Genomic DNA, 16829 nt, shown 5'->3' with positions numbered 1-16829 from the left:
GTCTCGAAGAACGCGCGGTGTGTGTTGGGGAAGGGGTGTTAGCCGAGGATGCCCATGATGTCGGACTCCTTCATGATGAGGAGTTCCTCGCCGTCGATCTTTACTTCGGTGCCGGACCACTTGCCGAACAGCACCTTGTCGCCGGCCTTGACGCCCATGGGGGCAAGCTTGCCGTCCTCGCCGCGGGCGCCTGGCCCGGCGGAGACCACCTTGCCGGTCTGCGGCTTCTCGGCCGCCGTGTCGGGGATGATGATGCCGCCTTTGGTCTTCTGCTCCTCCTCGAGCCGCTTGACCACCACGCGGTCATGCAAGGGCTTGAATTTCATGGATTTTCGCTCCTATTTGCTGGAACTGTCGCCGTTAGCACTCGCTAGATTCGAGTGCCAATCAGCCGCGCTTGTACCGGCGCGCGCCGCGCCCTGTCAAGACACGGACGCAGGCCGGAAGCTTTTACGGGGAGGGACGACGCGTCGCGGACTTCGAGTCGCCTGTCTAGACGTGGAACACCCGGACATAGCCCAACCCGAGATAGATGAGGATGAAGGTGCCGATGACCGCAAGGGCGAGGCAATGAATCCAAAGTCCCGACCGGTGATAAGTGATGTCGGCGAACGGGTTCGGCAAATGGGTGAAATGGGCTGAGGTGAACGCGCTGGCGATCTCGGCATGCCGCCGCATCGCCAACCATCCATGAACCGTGATCAGGAGCCACGCGATACTGATGAGAAGGCCTGCCCCAATCAGCGCGATCGTCGCCCATCGGCTGCTCGCCAACGCCGTCGGGCTCAGCGCGAGCGCGCCGACGATCAGCGAATTGGCGACCAGCAGGGCATTGTGGCGTGCCCAGATCGTCTCGCGCTCCGAGTTGATCAAATCGACATAGGCCTGGAACAGCGTCGCTTTATCGGAGAGATCGGCCGGTTCCCGCTTGGGCATGGGATATCTCTGCCACGGCTCTGGTGTCCGCGCCAGGGCGCACCGGCTACGGCGCCTCCGCTCGCTCGGCAGACCCGCTTGGCCTTGGGCGGCTTGGCTGCTATCAAATTGAGTTGTATGCCAATTTGCTGTTGCGTTGCCGCAGACTGTCGCCCATGATTCCGTGCGAGGGGTGGCGTGAGGAATGCAGGACACCGTCGCGATGTCTGCCAGGCGAGGCGCCGCCTCAGGAGGGCTCGCCATGCTTGACCTGATCGTGCTGATCGCCATGGCCGTCACCGCGGCCGCATTCGCGGCCGGGTTGACGCTTCAGGCGGGCCTGCCGCTGCTCCCCGTCCTCATCGCCACGGCGGCGCTGTTTCTCGTCATGTCGGCGTCGTTCATCATGCTCGGGCGCCCGTCGCGCGCCCGCGGCGGTGGCGGCGACCGTCTGGACGAGATCGAGGAAGCGCTCGAGATTATCGACGGCGACCTTCAGCGCATCGACCGGGTCGAGGACGACGTCGCCCGTCTCGACCTCCTCGCCGACCGGGTCGAGCGGCTCGATCGGGCGCTTGGCGAGCTTGCACCTGGCGCGCTTACCGGCGGGCAGTCTCGCGCCGAGGAGCTCGCCGGCGAGTTCGACAACGTCTATGCGCGCATCGAGGCGGTACGCGCCGATCTCGAAGCCGGCATGACGAGGCGCCACTCCGCCGACTTGGCGACGACCGATTTTGTCGCGGCAACAACGGCGAGTCGTCCTGAGCCTGAGCCAGAACCAGAGCCAGAGCCAGAGCCGATCCGGCCCGCCGTCGTCGCGGTGGAAGAGATCGACGTCGAGATCGAGGAGGCGGAAGAACTTGAGGAGCCGGTGGAAGAGCCCGTCGCCGCGACGATCCTCGCCGCCGAGCCGGAAACCGAGACGGTCGAAACCGAGGCTCCTGCCCCGGTGCAGGAGGAAACCCCGGAGCCCGCGGTTGAAGAGATCGACGTGGCCGCGTTCGTCGACGACGATGACAACGACGACGTCATGCGGGGCACGATTCGCACGGCTGTCGAGCGTGGACGGATCGAGCTCTATCTCCAGCCCACCATGACCCTGCCTGACCGCAAGGTCCGCTACTTCGAGGCGCTGACGCGCATCACCTCAGCAGACGACGACCTCATCCTGCCCCGCGACTATGTGCCCGTGGCCAAGCGCGCCGGCATGATGCCGCTCATCGACAATGTCCTGCTGGTGCGAAGCGTCCAGGCCCTGCGGCGGCTCGGTTCAGACACCAAAGTGCAAGGGCTGTTCTGCAACGTCTCCATGCACTCGCTGCTCGATCCGGACTATTTCCCCGAGCTCGTCGAGTTCATGGAGGAGAACAGCGGCCTGAGCGACAGCCTCATCTTCGAGATCAGCCAGCCGGAGCTGTTGGGCCTGACCGAGTCCGAGCTCGGCTGCCTCGATACGTTGGGCGCACTCGGCTATCACTTTTGCCTCGACAATGTCGCCGATCTCGAAGCCGACTTCGCCGGCTTGAGCGACCGCTATTTCCGCTACGTCAAGGTCAGCGCCGCGAGCTTTCTGGGAGGGCCCGGGCGCACCGCCGCCGACCTGAAGCGCGACCTCGATGGTCTCGGCATTCAGCTCATCATCGAGAAGGTCGAGGACGAAGGCGACGTGGCCGAGCTCCTCGACCACGGCATCGAATTGGCGCAAGGCCATCTGTTCGCGGAGCCGAAGCCGATGAATACGGTGCTTGCCCGCGAGCTCGAGGATGCCGGCGCGAGCTGAGCCGCCCTTCTCCCGTTACTCTTTACGGTCGCTGGGCGGCCAATTGGTCTCGGGGAAGGCCTCCTCTAGCGCCGGGATTTCGCCGGCACTGCCGTCGCCGCCACCGCCGGACTCGGCCGGCGGATGACCTCCACCCGCGCCCTCTTGTGAGCCGGGGAGCATCACGTCGGGTTCGAGTGCTTCCTCGACGGCGGTTTCCTCGTCGATGATGGGGATCACGGCGCTGGTGCCGTCAAGCGGGACCAGGGGAACCGCGAACACCGGAACGACCAAACCAAACGCACCGAACGCAAAGGCTGCGACAGTCGCTTTAATGAGGGAGTGGGCCATGGCTCTAATCTCCGAATCGGAAGAGGCGCTATTTGCGCATGCTGGCGGCCCAATTGGTAGAGGGGAGCGCTTCCCGCGGCCGGAGCGCCGAGCCGTGGGCCGGCTCGGGTCTCCAGGCCACGCGGGAGTCTTTTGCCCGGAATCTCTCTAAGAACCGTCAGAGCGCTTCGTGCAAAATGCTGCGAATTGTCGACGAACTCGAAGGGTCTCGATTAAGGCGTGTTAGGGAAATAGCGCATGCTCTGCGGCCAGTTGGTCTGCGGGAAGCGCCGCTGCAGCTCCAGAATCTCATCGCTGCCGCCAAAGGGCATGTAAGGCTCCTTGGCGTAGTCCGGATTGCTCGGATAACTCGGCTGATTGTTCTGGCCGATATAGATCCGGCGCTTCTTATAGGTTCTTGAGGCCACCGTCTGCGCCTCGATGCCCGGGCTCTTGAGCCCGTCCAGCCCAGAGACCGCCGGCCCGGCATGGGCCGAGGCGGCGAACAGGCCAAAACTGAGGGCAATGGCACCGGCAAACAAGGCAGTCTTACGCGGGAACGCAGTCTTTAGGGGGTCAGACATCTCTCCGTCTCCTATTGCTGACCGTCCCCCGGCGCCGGGTATGTGGGGCTGGGGTTATCCCGGCGCAAGCCCGCCCCCGATCACGATTTTGGCCGAGCCCGATCGCCCCGCGCGGCTATTTCTTGGTGAGGTCGAGCTTGAAGCCGTGCTGCTTGGCGGCCGCCACGTGCAGCGCCTGGCGCTGCTCCGGGTCGAGGTTCAGCGTGTCGGCGATGAGGTCGACCCACTCCGGCGACGGCTTCTTGTGGCCGGTGATCAGCTGATTGACATAGGCCGTGGACCGGCCGGTCTTGGCGGCAAGTTCGGTCTGGGTCATGCGCGCCTCGGCGAGCGCCACGCTCACCGAGGCCCCGAATGGACTTGCGTATCTCGACCTGCGGGCCACTACAATTTGATATCGTCGACGATCGCCTTCTTCAACACGCGCTTCGCTTTCTGCACCACGCCGCCGAAACGGTCGCCGGCCGCGGCTTTTTCCGCCGGTGCATAGGCGGTGGTCGGGGCGGCGCCTGTCGCGTAGCGTCTCGCGCTGTCTGCGCTGCCGACGAACGCGGCCCTGGTCGCGGCGGGATCTTGGTGGTCGTAGGCCACGGTCGCCTGCGGGGCGATGCCCATGCGCGCGCCCTGCTCGTACGCGTCGATGCCGACGCCCATGAAGTTGAACTGCCAGCCGAGCTTGGCCTTCTCCTTGATCAGCGCGTTGAGCTCGTCCCAGCGATACTCAGTCGAGGAATTCTCCTGGCCGTCGGTGTGGAAACAGATCACCGCCTTGGTCTCTGATGAGTCTTTCAGCGACTCCTCCACCGCCTTTATCGTTTTGTACGCGGCGTCGATCAGCGGCGTCGAGGCGCGCGGCTCGTAGGTCTCGCGCGTCAGCCGCTTCACCTCACGGACCGGAACCTGGACGCAGATCTTGTCGATGCTCATCGAGTCGAACTGGAGGAAGGTGAAGTCGATTGCCGCGCCGTCCTTCTGCAAGCCGTCGAGATAGGCGTTGAACGCGCCGATGGTGTCGTCGCGGATCGGCTCCATGGAGCCGGTGCGGTCGAGCAGGAAGGTGACGAGGGTGCGGGGGCTGTGTTTGGGCATGATGGGGTCCTTTGCGTGTTTAACCTATTAGGCATAAATATTATGCCTATCCGTGGATTGAGCCAAGTGCTTCTGCTCTCTAGCTGGGGGGCGGGCGGGGCCGCGTTTGTGAGGCCCCTCACAGCGGGAGCGGAGGGCAGGGGACAAAGCACCGCAATCCGCCGCGCTTGACCCTCTTGGCCCGAGCCTCTAACCGGGCGCCATGACCGTGAGCGCCCCCGCCATCCCCGTCGTCGAGTCGCTGAAGGAGATCGGTTCGCGCTATCGCGCCTGGCTCGTCGATATCTGGGGCGTCATGCATAACGGGCACAGCGCCTTTCCCCGCGCCACGGCCGCTACCCGCGCCTTTCGCGAGGCGGGCGGCATCGTCGTGCTGCTGTCGAACTCGCCGCGGCCGAGCCCCGCCGTGCAGCAGCAGCTCCGCCATTTCGGCGTGCCCGACGACGCCTACGACATCACCGTCACCTCGGGCGACCTCACGCGCCACGAGCTTGGCAAGCACAAGGGCGCGCGCGTGTTCCATCTCGGGCCCGAGCGCGACCGGCCGATCTTCACCGGCCTCGATGTGACCCTTGCCGACTGGCCGGACGCCGAGCTCATCGTCTGCTCCGGGCCGTTCGACGACGACAACGAGACGCCCGACGACTATGTCGAGCTATTGCAGGAACTCGCGGCGCGCCGGCTGCCGATGATCTGCGCCAATCCCGACCATTTGGTCGAGCGCGGCCACCGGCTCGTCTATTGCGCCGGCGCGCTGGCGGCGGTTTACGAGAGGATGGGCGGCAGCGTCCTCTATGCGGGCAAGCCGCACCCGCCGGTCTACGAACTTGCGCTCGAGACGATCTCCCGCCTCGCCGGGCGCGAGATTGGCAAGCATGAGGTCCTAGCCATCGGCGACGGGGTCAACACCGATATCGCCGGCGCGGAAGGTTTTGGCATCGATGCGGTGTTCGTGGCGAGCGCGCTGCATGCGCCGGGCGAGGGGGGCACGGCCCTCGATGCGCTCCACATCGCCGAACTGTTCGCTGGGGCGAGCAAGCGACCGCTTGCCGCCACCCATGCGCTCGTCTGGTAAGGCCTAGTTCTTGTCGCGGAACAGCGCGTCGATCTGCGCCTGGCTTGCGCCGGGGTGACCCGGGCCTTCGAGCACGATCTCCACGAGTGGCGCGGCCGGCGCCTGCCATCCGGGCTGCTCACCGTTGAGCCGCGTGGCGATCACGTGGTCGAGGGTTTCGGCGATCTTGGTGACCCGCTGGCCGACGAGGTCGTGGAACCCGCAAGCCGTGACAATCGACAGGATGGCGTCCTCGGCCTTCTTGGCTTCTTCCTTGTCGGCGAGCGCCAACAGTCCCTCGGCGGAATCGAGGATGCGGGCCGCGGCGTCCTCTGCCGTGGCCCTGATTGCCGCAAGCTCACGCAGCGTGTTCAGGAGGAGCGTGATCTCCGCCGCAACCGAATAACTGCTTTCATCGCGCTTTGCCGCGGCGCGGCGCGGACGCCTCGCTTTGGTTGCCCCACCCCGCACCATTTGGAAGTCCCCGCTTGAAAAATGCCCCGAAAAATCCCGCCTCAAGCCGTTTCGCCGAACACGGCGTCGATCTTCGCCTTGAGCGTCGCCGCGTTGAACGGCTTGACGATGTAATTGTTCACGCCGGCCTTCTTCGCCGCGATCACGTTGTCAGTCTTGGATTCGGCCGTAACCATGATGAACGGCGTGCGCGACAGCCGGTCGTCAGCGCGCACCTCGCGCAGCAGCTCGTAGCCCGTCATCGGCTCCATGTTCCAATCGGAGATGACGAGCCCGTACTGCTTCTCGCGCATCATGTTGAGCGCCGCGGTTCCATCGCTTGCCTCATCGACATTGGCGAAGCCGAGCTGCTTCAAGAGATTGCGAATGATACGGATCATCGTCTTGTAGTCGTCGACGACGAGCACCGGCATGCTATGGTCTAAAGCCATTTTTTTCCTCCGCTCCTCACGAGCCTTTGGCGCCCTGGCGGCTTATGCACCCGCGGACGTACGCCTGCCCTGCCTGTCCGAAAACCGGCGGAAAAGACGACCTGAGATTAAGGATTGGCCGTGAATGGAGGGTTAAGCCCAGTACCCGCGGTGGGCTGCGGCGCCCGCCAAGCACTTATTGCAGTGCAGCAATGCCTTCGCTATTTTGCGCCACTCGCATAATCGTCAGCAGGGAAAGCAGAATCATGAACATCGCGAACGGCAAAATGGGCCTCGGTCACGGCTACTACTTGGAAGATCTTGCCCCGGGCATGGAGGCGAGCGTCGCCAAGACCATCACCGACGAGGACGTGAGCGCCTTTGCCGCGCTCTCCGGCGACGTCAACCCGGTCCATCTCGACGACGACTTCGCGGCCGGCACCATCTTCAAGAAGCGCATCGCCCACGGCTTCCTGACCGGTGCCCTGTTCTCCACCGTGCTCGGCACCAAGCTGCCAGGTCCCGGCTGTATCTACCTCTCCCAGGGCCTCAAGTTCCGCGCCCCTGTGTATATCGGCGACGAAGTGGTGGCGACCTGCAAGGTCACGGCCGTAGATCCCGAGAAGTCCCGAGTCACGCTCGCCTGCGACTGCTCCGTCAACGGCAAGACCGTGCTCGAGGGCGAGGCGACGATGATGGTCGACCGCCGGGCGCCGCGCCAATAGGTGGCGGGCAAGGATCAGCGATGGACATTGTCCGCTCCTGGCGGGATGTGCCGCCGGCTCTCAAAGGCGCGGTTCTGGCCATCGGCAATTTCGACGGTGTCCACCGCGGCCACCAAGCGGTGCTCAGCGCGGCGAAGCGCATCGCTGATTCCGAAGGCCGCCGCTCCGGCGCCGTCATCTTCGAGCCGCACCCGCGTGAGTTCTTCGCCCCTGACCAGCCGTTCTTCCGCCTGACGCCGCTGCCGGTGAAACTCGAGCTGCTCGAGGCACTCGGCCTCGACCAGACCTTCGTCCTCACCTTCGACTCGGTCCTGTCGTCGCTCCCCGCCGATACCTTCGCCACCGATGTGGTTGGGGGAAGCTTCGGCGCGAGCCATGTCGTGGTCGGCTACGACTTTACTTACGGCAAGGGGCGCGGGGGCAATGTCGAGCAATTGGCGAGGATCGGCAGAACAGTGGGCTTTGGCCTCGACGTCGTGGCTCCCGTCACCCTGGAGGGAGGCGTCACCTTCTCGTCGAGCACGATCCGCGACCATCTCCGCAAAGGAGAGGTGAGGGCGGCGGCCGAGCAGCTCGGCTATTGGTGGCGGGCGCGCGGTGAGGTCGGCAAGGGGGCGGGTCGCGGCAAGGGGCTCGGCTTTCCCACCCTCAATTTCAAGCTCGCGCCGGGCCAGGATGTCTGTCACGGCATCTATGCCATGCGCGTCCATCATCGGGGGCAACGCCACCACGCCGCGGGCTATGTCGGTCCGCGCCCCACCTTCGGCGAAAGTGAGCCGGTGCTCGAGGCCTTCCTCCTCGATTTCACCGGCGACCTCTACGGCGAGGAGGTCGAGGTCGAGTTCATCGACTTCTTGCGGCCCGATCATGCCTTCGACAGCGCGGACGCGCTCGCCGCCCAGATGGCCGCAGACTGCGAGAGCGCCCGTAGGGTGCTAACCGCAATCGATGCCGACGATCCCATGCGGCGGTTCACTCTGGGCGAAGCGCTGGCCGAGCGGACACTGGATTGTGGCAGGGCCGGTTGCTAGAACGCCTCGCGGGCGATTCTAGGCTTCTGGGCGAAAGCAAGGACCATGGTGAGGAAAAGAAAGAGCGGCAAACCGGCCGCCAAGGCCGTGCGGTCTGGCGTGTCCGCGCGCAAGGGATCCGCGCGCAAGGGCAAGCCGGCCAAGAAGCCGGCCGTCAAGCCCAAGACCGCCAGGTCGGTTGCGAAGTCCAACGCGCCAAAGCCCCGGTCGAAGGCGACGAAGCCAAAGATGGCCCGCAAGGCAAAGGCGCCGGCAAAGCCCAAGGCGCCGGGAAGGTCCAAGACGACGGCTAGGCCACGGAAACTCCCAAAGCCCAAGCGAGCCGCCAAAGCCGCGGCCAAGAAGCCGCAAGCCGTGAAGCCGAAGACCAGGCCGTCGCCGCTCAAGGTGCAGACCGGCCGCGACTGGAGCGAGACGCTGTTCCTGCCCAAGACCGACTTCCCCATGAAAGCCGGCCTGCCGCAGAAGGAGCCGGAGCTGCTCGCGCGCTGGGCCAAGATGCGCCTCTACGACCGGTTGCGCGAGGAGGCCATGGGGCGGCCGAAATTCATCCTCCATGACGGGCCGCCTTACGCCAACGGCCGCCTCCATATCGGCCACGCCCTCAACAAGATCCTCAAGGATGTCATCACCCGCAGCCAGGCGATGATGGGCAAGGACGCCAACTACGTGCCCGGCTGGGACTGTCACGGCCTGCCCATCGAGTGGAAAGTCGAGGAGGAAAACTACCGCGCCAAGGGCAAGGCCAAGCCCGACCTAACGGACACGAGCGCGCTGATCGCCTTCCGCCGCGAATGCCGCGACGAGGCGGCGAAGTGGCTCGACGTGCAGCGCGAGGAGTTCAAGCGCCTCGGCGTCGAGGGCGACTGGGATCATCCCTACACCACCATGAGCTTCGACGCGGAGGCGACCATCGCCCGCGAGCTCATGAAGTTCGCCATGAACGGGCTGCTCTATCGCGGCTCCAAGCCCGTAATGTGGTCCGTGGTGGAACGTACCGCGCTCGCCGAGGCCGAGGTCGAGTATGCGGAGATCGAGAGTCCGGCGATCTACGTCAAGTTCCCGATCATGTTCGCGAGCGCCGACAATCCGGACCCGCAAGCCTTGCAGCACGCCTCCGTTGTCACCTGGACGACGACGCCGTGGACCATCCCCGGCAACCGCGCCATCTCCTACTCGCCCTCGATCGCCTACGGCCTCTATGAGATCACCCAGGCGCCCGAGGGCAATTGGGCCAAGGTCGGCGAACGGCTCATCCTCGCCGACACCTTGGCGGACACGATCAAGACCGCCGCGCGGATCGAAGGGTGGCGGCGGCTCGGCGACGCGACGAGCGAAATGCTGCGTCATTCCATGGCGGCCCATCCGCTGCGCAGCGCCACGGACTACCGCTTCATGGTGCCGCTGCTTGCCGGCGAGCACGTGACCGAGGACGCCGGCACCGGCTTCGTGCACACGGCCCCCGGGCACGGCGTCGACGACTTCGAGGTGTGGACCGCCAACGAGCGGCTCCTACATGAGCGCCAGATTGACAAGACGATCCCCTTCACCGTCGACGAGGCCGGCTTCTTCACCAAGGATGCGCCGGGCTTCGAAGGCAAGCGCGTGGTCGACGACAAGGGCAAATTCGGCGACGCCAACGAGGCGGTGGTTCAGGCCCTGATCTCGGCCAACGCGCTCATCGCCAGGTCACGCTGCAAGCACGACTATCCCCATTCGTGGCGCTCCAAGAAGCCGGTCATCTTCCGCGCCACGCCGCAATGGTTCATCGCCATGGACCGGGCCGTCGATGGCGGCGACACCTTGCGCGCCCGGGCGTTGAAGGCGATCGGCGAGACGCAATTTGTGCCCCCACAGGGCGAGAAGCGCATCACGGGCATGGTGGAGACGCGGCCCGACTGGGTGGTATCGCGGCAACGCGCCTGGGGCGTGCCGATCACCGTGTTCGTGCACAAGACGACCGGCGAGGTCATCCCGCGCCGCGAGTTCAATCCCTCGGCCGAGCTGATCGACCGGATCGTGCAGGCCTTCGGACGCGAGGGCGCCGACGCCTGGTTCGTGGACGGCGCCAAGCAGCGCTTCCTGTCGGGCCTCGTGGACAACCCCGACGATTGGGAGAAGGTCGACGACATTCTCGATGTCTGGTTCGATTCAGGCTCGACCCACGCCTTCGTGCTGGAAAAGCGCCCCGACCTTGCCTGGCCGGCGTCGCTCTATCTCGAAGGCTCAGACCAGCATCGCGGCTGGTTCCAGTCATCGCTTCTTGAGTCGTGCGGCACGCGCGGCCGCGCGCCCTTCGAACAGGTGCTGACCCACGGCTTCGTCAACGACGAGGACGGCCGCAAGATGTCGAAGTCGCTCGGCAACGTCGTCGCGCCGCAGGACGTCATACGCCAATCCGGTGCCGAGATCTTGCGGCTATGGGCCATGAGCTCCGACTACGCCGAGGACCTGCGCATCGGCCCCGACATCATCAAGGCCAACGTCGATTCCTATCGCCGTTTGCGCAATACGCTCCGCTTCCTGCTCGGCAATCTCGCCCATTACCAGGAGCGGCTCACCGTGGCTTACGCGGACATGCCGGAGCTCGAACGCTACATGCTGGCGCGCCTTGCCGAGCTCGATGCGCTCGTGCGCGAGAGTTACGCCGAATACGACTTCAAGCGCATCTTCCACGCGCTGCTCAATTTCTGCGTCAACGATTTGTCGGCGTTCTATCTCGATATCCGCAAGGACGCGCTTTATTGCGAGCCGTATGACAGCGTGACACGCCGCGCCGCGCTGACCGTCATGGACCGCCTGTTCTCCGCGCTCACCGCCTGGCTAGCGCCCATGCTGTGCTTCACCATGGAGGAGGCGTGGCTCACCCGCTACCCCAAGGAGACCGGCTCGCTGCATCTGCGCCGGTTCCCCGACATGCCGTCCGAGTGGCGCGACCAGGCGCTCGCCGAGAAATGGAGGAAGGTCCGCGCCGTGCGTCGCGTGGTGACCGGCGCACTGGAGATCGAGCGCAAGGAGGGCCGCATCGGCTCGAGCCTCGAGGCGGCGCCCAAGGTCTATGTCGCCGACGCGAGCCTGCGCGAGGCGCTGCGAGGGATCGATCTCGCCGAGATCGCCATCACCAGCGGCGCCACTCTGATTGCGGAGAAGGGACCTGACGACGCCTTCCGGCTCGAGGATGTGCCGTCCGTGGCCGTGGTGTTCGCGCGCGCCCGCGGCAAGAAGTGTGCGCGGTCGTGGAAGATCCTGCCCGATATTGGGGCCGACCCCGAGTTCCCCGAGCTTTCGCCGCGCGATGCGGCGGCGGTGCGTCAGTTCGATGCCCGCACCCGCGGGGCCCGGTAGCGCCATGCTCCGCCGCTGGCTTTGGGGACCGCTGTCGCCGCTCGGGCTTGCCATCGCCGCCCTCGTGATCCTGGCCGACCAGGCCCACAAGGCCTGGATGCTCCACGTCTACGATATCGGCGCCAAGGGCGTAGTCACCGTCGCGCCGTTCCTCGACCTCGTGCTGTTGTGGAACAAGGGCATCAGCTATGGGCTGCTCCCTCAGGACAGCGCACTTGGACGCTGGGGGCTGATCGTCTTTGCCTTTGCCGCGAGCCTCGCCCTCATCGTGTGGCTCGCGAGGGTGACCTCGCCCCTCATGGCGGCCGCCATCGGCCTCATTATCGGCGGCGCCATCGGCAACGCCATCGACCGCATCGTCTACGGCGCGGTGGCGGATTTCTTCGCTTTTCACGCCTTCGGCTTCGAATGGTACGTGTTCAATATCGCCGACGTGGCCATAGTTGCCGGGGTACTCGGACTCCTATATGACTCGTTGTTCGGGGGTCATAAAAAGGTCGGAAACCCCACCAAAATGTAAGCGAATCCGGCAGTTGGCCGGATCCTGAGGGAGCGTTGGGGCACTTGACAGCCACAGCTTGCGCTGACCGGATCTTGAAGCTCGCGGGTGTGCTCGCCTGCGTGGCTTTGCTGGGCGGTTGCGGCGGCGGCGTCGAGCTGCAAGGCAAAGTATTCGACTATATGGGCGTCTCCGGCGATCGTCAGGAACCGGACGTGCAAATGACCGAGCGCCCGCCGCTCCTGGTTCCCCCCAGTGTGCAGAGCCTACCCTCGCCAGGCCAAGGCAGCGCCGTCACCGCGCGCCAGGACTGGCCGGATGATCCGGAGAAGGTGCGCAAGCGCGTTGCCAAGGAGCAGGAGGCCAAAAAGGCCGAGATCCAGGCTGCCGCCAACCCGACCAATCCTTATGCCGGCAAGCCGACCCTCCTCGACAAGCTGTTCAAGGGGTCGGAGAGCGAAACGGAGCCGGTCCCCGACGTGCCCGAGCCGGATGCCTCCGATCGCCTGCCCGAGAGCAACGCGGTCGCCGAATCGCGGCCGAAGCCCCTCACGCCCCATGTCCCGCAAGAGCCGCTGCCCGAGCGGCCTCCCGAGGGACCGCAGACAACGTCTGACGCCTACGAGGGGATGTCGAATCCGTCGGGCAATCAGGCCGGCTGGTAGCGAACCGCACAATTCCGCGACTGGCCGCGGAATTGCATTGATTCGGCTTGACGATGATTTGGCTTGAAAACCCGGCTGCAAGGGGTGACATGTGGAACAAAGGTCGGCGGACGGTTAACCTCAGCGCTCCCCCGACCTTATTTTGTTGCTTGTTAACCCCGGGCCCCGATCAATGGTGGAATGGATGATAGATCAGCTCATGGCCGCACTAGACCCGCGCACTGGCCTGGTCTTCCTCGGAATGAGCCTCGCCCCAATGGCCGTCGCCGCTGTCGCCGCCGCTGAGACCGCGCCCGAGCAGGTGCACGAGTTCAAGCTCGCCAACGGCCTCCACGTCGTGGTCATCCCCGACCATCGCGCGCCGGTCGTGACGCAGATGGTCTGGTACAAGGCGGGCGCGGCGGACGAGCCACCGGGCGCCTCCGGCATCGCTCATTTTCTCGAGCATCTCATGTTCAAGGGCACCGAGCGCATTCCGACCGGCGCCTTCTCGAAGATCATCGCCAGGATCGGCGGCGACGATAACGCCTTCACCAATCACGACGTCACCGCCTATTTCCAGCGCGTGGCCAAGGATCGCCTGGAGGAGGTGATGGAGATGGAGGCCGACCGCATGGTCAACCTCCGCCTCTCCGAGGAGGATGTGGAAACCGAGCGTTATGTCATCCTCGAAGAGCGCCGCTCGCGCGTCGACAACGATCCAGGCAGCATCCTGCAAGAGCAGATGATGGCGGCGCTCTACCGCAATCACCCCTACGGCATTCCCATTATCGGCTGGCAGCATGAGATCGAGGGGTTGAACCGCGAGGACGCCTTCGCCTTCTATAGCCGCTTCTATGCGCCGCAGAACGCGATCCTTATCGTCGCCGGCGACGTCGAGCCTGACGGCGTGAAAGAACTCGCCGAGAAGACGTTCGGCAAGATCCCTGTGGGCGGCGAAATGAATCCGCGCCAGCGTCCCAAGGAGCCGGAGCACGCAGCACCGGTCAAGGTGACCTTGGAGGATCCGCGCGCCGGCCGCATCACGGTGCAGCGCTATTACATCGTGCCGAGCTACGCCTCCGCCGACCCGGGCGAAGCCGAAGCGCTCGACCTGTTGGCGCGCATCGCCACCAACGGCTCGACCGGACGCATCTACAAGCGACTCGTGGTGCAGCAGAAGGCGGCGGCGAGCGCGGGCGGCTGGTACACCGACTCCGGTCTCGATTCCGGCCGCCTCGGCTTCTACGCCATCGCCGGCGATGCGCACACGGTGGAGGAGATCGAGACGGCGATGGCCGGCGTGATCGACGAGCTCCGCGAGAAGGGCGTGACGCAAGCCGAACTAGACCGGGCCCGCGCCGCCCACATCGCCGAGTTCGTCTACAACGCCGATTCGATTTCGCGCATGGCGAGGCAATATGGCTGGCGGCTGTCGGCCGGCATGACCGTGGCGGACGTCCAGCAATGGCCCGAGCGGCTGAAGCAGGTCACCGTCGACGATATTCGCGCCGTGGCTCGCAAGTATCTTGTTGATAACAACTCGGTCACGGGGGTTCTCATGCCGGCACCTGAATATACGAGCAGCATTGGTGCGAAGCCCGCCGCGGCGGCCGGGAATGGCAAGTCGTAGCCGCGATGATGGGTCGTCCTTGGTTCTCTTCCCTGGCAGTGCGGCTTGGCGCCTCGCTGGCTGCGGCCGTGCTGCTGGTTTCCACCGCGGCTCAAGGTAGCGGCATGAAAATTCAACAGGTTACGAGCCCCGGCGGCATCAAGGCCTGGCTCGTCGAGAGCCACGCCAATCCGCTGATCGCCGTCCGCTTTGCCTTTCGCGGCGGCGCGTCACAGGACGTGCCTGGCAAGGAGGGCGTCGCTTATTTCGTGACGGCGATGATGGACGAGGGCGCCGGCGATCTCGACGCCACGGCCTTCCAGGAGCGCGAGCAGGCGCTCGCCATGCGCATGGACTTCGACGCCGGGCGCGACGTCATGCTCGGCAACGTGCAGACCCTGACCGCGAACAAGGACGAGGTGTTCGAGCTCGCGCGGCTCGCCATGTCGCAGCCCCGCTTCGATGCGGATGCGCTGGAGCGCGTGCGTGCGCAGATCCTGGCGGGGCTCAAGTTCGACGAGAACGATCCGGAGACCGTGGCGTCGCTCGCCTGGGATCGGCTTGCGTTTCGCGATCATCCCTATGGCCGCCCGGTCAAGGGCACGCGGGAGTCGATCGCCGCGATCACCGCCCACGATCTCAGGGATTACGTCCGCCGCGTGTTCGCGCGCGACAAGCTCCTGATTACGGTGGTCGGCGACATCGACGCGGAGACGCTCGGCAAGGCGCTCGACACGCTGTTCGGCGATCTGCCGGAGCATTCGGAGCTGGAGGCGGTGGCAGATGCAACCCCGCCGGTGGGACCGGAGCGCGAAATCATCGTCATGGACGTGCCCCAGTCGGTGGCGCAGTTCGGCCAGCGCGGCATCTCGCGCAAGGACGGCGATTTCATCCCGGCCTACGTGCTCAACTACATCATCGGCGGCGGCGGGTTCTCCTCCCGGTTGATGGAGGAAGTGCGCGAGAAGCGCGGCCTCGCCTATTCGGTCTATTCCAACCTCTATCCTTATCAGCACGGCGCCGTATTCATCGGCAATGTGGCCACCAAGAACGAGGCGGTGGGTCAGTCGCTCGCCGTGATCGAGGAAGAGCTCAAGCGGCTTGCCAAACACGGGCCAAGCGCCGAGGAGCTTGCAAGCGCCAAGAGCTATCTGACCGGCGCCTATGCGCTCAGGTTCGAATCGTCCACGAGCATCGCCAGCCAGCTCTTGTGGATCCAGATCGAGGATCTCGGCGCCGACTATGTCGAACGGCGCAACGCCCTGATCGAAACGGTCACCCTCGACGACATCAAACGGGTTGCCAAGCGCATGATCGACGCCGACCGGCTCATCACCATCATCGTCGGCAAGCCGGTCGAACCGGCGGGGACGGCGCGGGAAGGCGCCCCCGGCTAGGCGCTTCTCACGTCCTAGAATCGGGTAGACTGCGGGCGCGCCGGTCCGGCGCCAGCGGAGGCATGCGATGGCCATTCGTCAGCTGCCGCCGAACCTCGTCAATCGCATCGCCGCAGGCGAGGTCGTCGAGCGGCCGGCAAGCGTCGTCAAGGAGTTGATCGAGAACGCCATCGACGCCGGTGCCTCCCGCATCGACGTGGCGGCCACCGGTGGCGGCTTGAGCCTCATCAGGGTCATCGACGACGGCGCCGGCATGACGCCGACCGACCTTGCCCTCGCCGTCGAGCGCCACGCCACCTCAAAGCTCGCGGATGACGATCTCTCTCGCATCCAGACTCTCGGCTTCCGCGGCGAGGCGCTGCCCTCCATCGGCGCGGTGGCGAGACTCGCAATCAGGAGCCGCGCCCGAGGGCCCGGCGAAGCCTATGAGATCGCCGTCGACGCAGGCCGCAAGTCGGGGCTGAGACCAACGGCGTTGGCGGCCGGCACCGAGGTCGAGGTCCGCGATCTGTTCTACGCCACGCCGGCCCGGCTCAAATTCATGAAGTCCGAGCGCGCGGAAACCGCGTCGATCGCCGACACCGTGAAGCGTCTTGCGCTCGCCCATCCGGAGATCGCCTTCTCGCTCGCCACGGAGGGCCGCACCACGCTTCGCCTCGAATCCTGCCAGCCAGGATTGCTCGATCATGCCCTAGCGCGGCTTGGCCGCATCCTCGGGTCCGACTTCGTCGCCGACGCGCTCCCCGTGAGGGCCGCGCGCGCGACCCTCGCCGTCGAAGGCTTTGCCGGACTGCCGACCTTGCACCGGCCGAACGGCTTGCAGCTCTACCTCGAGGTCAACGGCCGCCCGGTGCGCGACAAGCTTCTCGCCGGCACGTTGCGCGCCGCCTATGGCGATCTCGTGCCGCGCGGCCGCTATCCCATGCTGGCGCTGTTCCTGACCGTACCGCCGGAGGAGGTG

General features: G+C 65.5%; 19 protein-coding genes. 10 read left to right on the top strand and 9 right to left on the bottom strand.

Annotated features, from left to right (window positions below):
• Positions 1-38: 38 nt before the first annotated feature.
• Together groES and ACRECX_RS02655 are read right to left on the bottom strand one after the other, a co-directional pair.
• Complete coding sequence (gene groES, locus ACRECX_RS02660; RefSeq protein WP_431557268.1) at positions 39-326, bottom strand: co-chaperone GroES; 288 nt, start codon at positions 324-326, stop codon at positions 39-41.
• 166 nt (positions 327-492) lie between these two features.
• A complete protein-coding gene (locus ACRECX_RS02655) occupies positions 493-936 on the bottom strand; it encodes a hypothetical protein (RefSeq protein WP_431557267.1) in 444 nt (147 codons plus the stop codon).
• A gap of 241 nt (positions 937-1177) precedes the next feature.
• Between ACRECX_RS02655 and ACRECX_RS02650 the strand changes: the two genes are divergently transcribed.
• Complete coding sequence (locus ACRECX_RS02650; RefSeq protein ID WP_431557266.1) at positions 1178-2695, top strand: EAL domain-containing protein; 1518 nt, start codon at positions 1178-1180, stop codon at positions 2693-2695.
• Positions 2696-2710: 15 nt separating this feature from the next.
• On the opposite strand, the gene ACRECX_RS02645 is transcribed toward ACRECX_RS02650, so the two are convergent.
• The 4 genes from ACRECX_RS02645 to ACRECX_RS02630 form a co-directional block, all read right to left on the bottom strand.
• Positions 2711-3025, bottom strand: coding sequence for a hypothetical protein (locus ACRECX_RS02645; protein ID WP_431557265.1), 315 nt, complete (start codon positions 3023-3025; stop codon positions 2711-2713).
• 212 nt (positions 3026-3237) lie between these two features.
• Positions 3238-3588 (bottom strand): hypothetical protein, encoded by a 351-nt coding sequence (locus tag ACRECX_RS02640; protein WP_431557264.1) that lies wholly within the window; start codon positions 3586-3588, stop codon positions 3238-3240.
• A 115-nt stretch (positions 3589-3703) separates the two neighbouring features.
• Positions 3704-3931 carry a helix-turn-helix domain-containing protein gene (locus tag ACRECX_RS02635; RefSeq protein ID WP_431557263.1) on the bottom strand — a complete coding sequence of 76 codons (228 nt, stop codon included), beginning with the start codon at positions 3929-3931 and terminating at the stop codon, positions 3704-3706.
• Between the two features lie 41 nt (positions 3932-3972).
• The gene (locus ACRECX_RS02630; protein ID WP_431557262.1) at positions 3973-4677 is read right to left on the bottom strand and encodes a hypothetical protein; all 705 of its coding nucleotides are present in this window, start codon (positions 4675-4677) and stop codon (positions 3973-3975) included.
• A 202-nt stretch (positions 4678-4879) separates the two neighbouring features.
• On the opposite strand from ACRECX_RS02630, the gene ACRECX_RS02625 reads away from it, so the two are divergent.
• On the top strand, positions 4880-5752 hold the full coding sequence (locus tag ACRECX_RS02625) for a TIGR01459 family HAD-type hydrolase (protein ID WP_431557261.1): 873 nt from the start codon (positions 4880-4882) through the stop codon (positions 5750-5752).
• 3 nt (positions 5753-5755) lie between these two features.
• Here ACRECX_RS02625 and ACRECX_RS02620 read toward each other — a convergent pair whose 3' ends face one another.
• Complete coding sequence (locus ACRECX_RS02620) at positions 5756-6205, bottom strand: hypothetical protein (RefSeq protein WP_431557260.1); 450 nt, start codon at positions 6203-6205, stop codon at positions 5756-5758.
• A 41-nt stretch (positions 6206-6246) separates the two neighbouring features.
• Entirely contained in the window at positions 6247-6636 is a 390-nt protein-coding gene (locus ACRECX_RS02615; protein ID WP_431557259.1) for a response regulator, read from the bottom strand.
• 245 nt (positions 6637-6881) lie between these two features.
• On the opposite strand from ACRECX_RS02615, the gene ACRECX_RS02610 reads away from it, so the two are divergent.
• Complete coding sequence (locus tag ACRECX_RS02610; protein WP_431557258.1) at positions 6882-7340, top strand: MaoC family dehydratase; 459 nt, start codon at positions 6882-6884, stop codon at positions 7338-7340.
• Positions 7341-7360: 20 nt separating this feature from the next.
• The gene (locus ACRECX_RS02605; RefSeq protein WP_431557257.1) at positions 7361-8371 is read left to right on the top strand and encodes a bifunctional riboflavin kinase/FAD synthetase; all 1011 of its coding nucleotides are present in this window, start codon (positions 7361-7363) and stop codon (positions 8369-8371) included.
• On the opposite strand, the gene ACRECX_RS02600 is transcribed toward ACRECX_RS02605, so the two are convergent.
• Positions 8368-8652, bottom strand: coding sequence for a hypothetical protein (locus tag ACRECX_RS02600; protein WP_431557256.1), 285 nt, complete (start codon positions 8650-8652; stop codon positions 8368-8370). The genes ACRECX_RS02605 and ACRECX_RS02600 overlap by 4 nt on opposite strands.
• A 73-nt stretch (positions 8653-8725) precedes the next feature.
• Here ACRECX_RS02600 and ileS point away from each other — a divergent pair, with 73 nt between their 5' ends.
• The 6 genes from ileS to mutL form a co-directional block, all read left to right on the top strand.
• A complete protein-coding gene (gene ileS / locus ACRECX_RS02595; RefSeq protein WP_431557255.1) occupies positions 8726-11716 on the top strand; it encodes an isoleucine--tRNA ligase in 2991 nt (996 codons plus the stop codon).
• A 4-nt stretch (positions 11717-11720) separates the two neighbouring features.
• On the top strand, positions 11721-12236 hold the full coding sequence (gene lspA, locus ACRECX_RS02590) for a signal peptidase II (RefSeq protein ID WP_431557254.1): 516 nt from the start codon (positions 11721-11723) through the stop codon (positions 12234-12236).
• A gap of 44 nt (positions 12237-12280) precedes the next feature.
• Entirely contained in the window at positions 12281-12880 is a 600-nt protein-coding gene (locus ACRECX_RS02585; protein WP_431557253.1) for a hypothetical protein, read from the top strand.
• Positions 12881-13136: 256 nt separating this feature from the next.
• Positions 13137-14492 (top strand): M16 family metallopeptidase, encoded by a 1356-nt coding sequence (locus tag ACRECX_RS02580; protein ID WP_431557252.1) that lies wholly within the window; start codon positions 13137-13139, stop codon positions 14490-14492.
• 104 nt (positions 14493-14596) lie between these two features.
• Positions 14597-15868, top strand: a complete 1272-nt coding sequence (locus ACRECX_RS02575) for a M16 family metallopeptidase (RefSeq protein WP_431557251.1) — start codon at positions 14597-14599, stop codon at positions 15866-15868.
• Positions 15869-15935: 67 nt separating this feature from the next.
• The coding region (mutL, locus tag ACRECX_RS02570) for a DNA mismatch repair endonuclease MutL (protein WP_431557250.1) at positions 15936-16829 on the top strand (894 nt) is incomplete at its 3' end.

The organism is Methyloceanibacter sp. (assembly GCF_050726195.1).
GTDB lineage: Bacteria > Pseudomonadota > Alphaproteobacteria > Rhizobiales > Methyloligellaceae > Methyloceanibacter.
The sequence above is the reverse complement of the archived record's forward strand: the minus strand, read 5'-3'. Positions and strand labels throughout refer to the sequence as shown.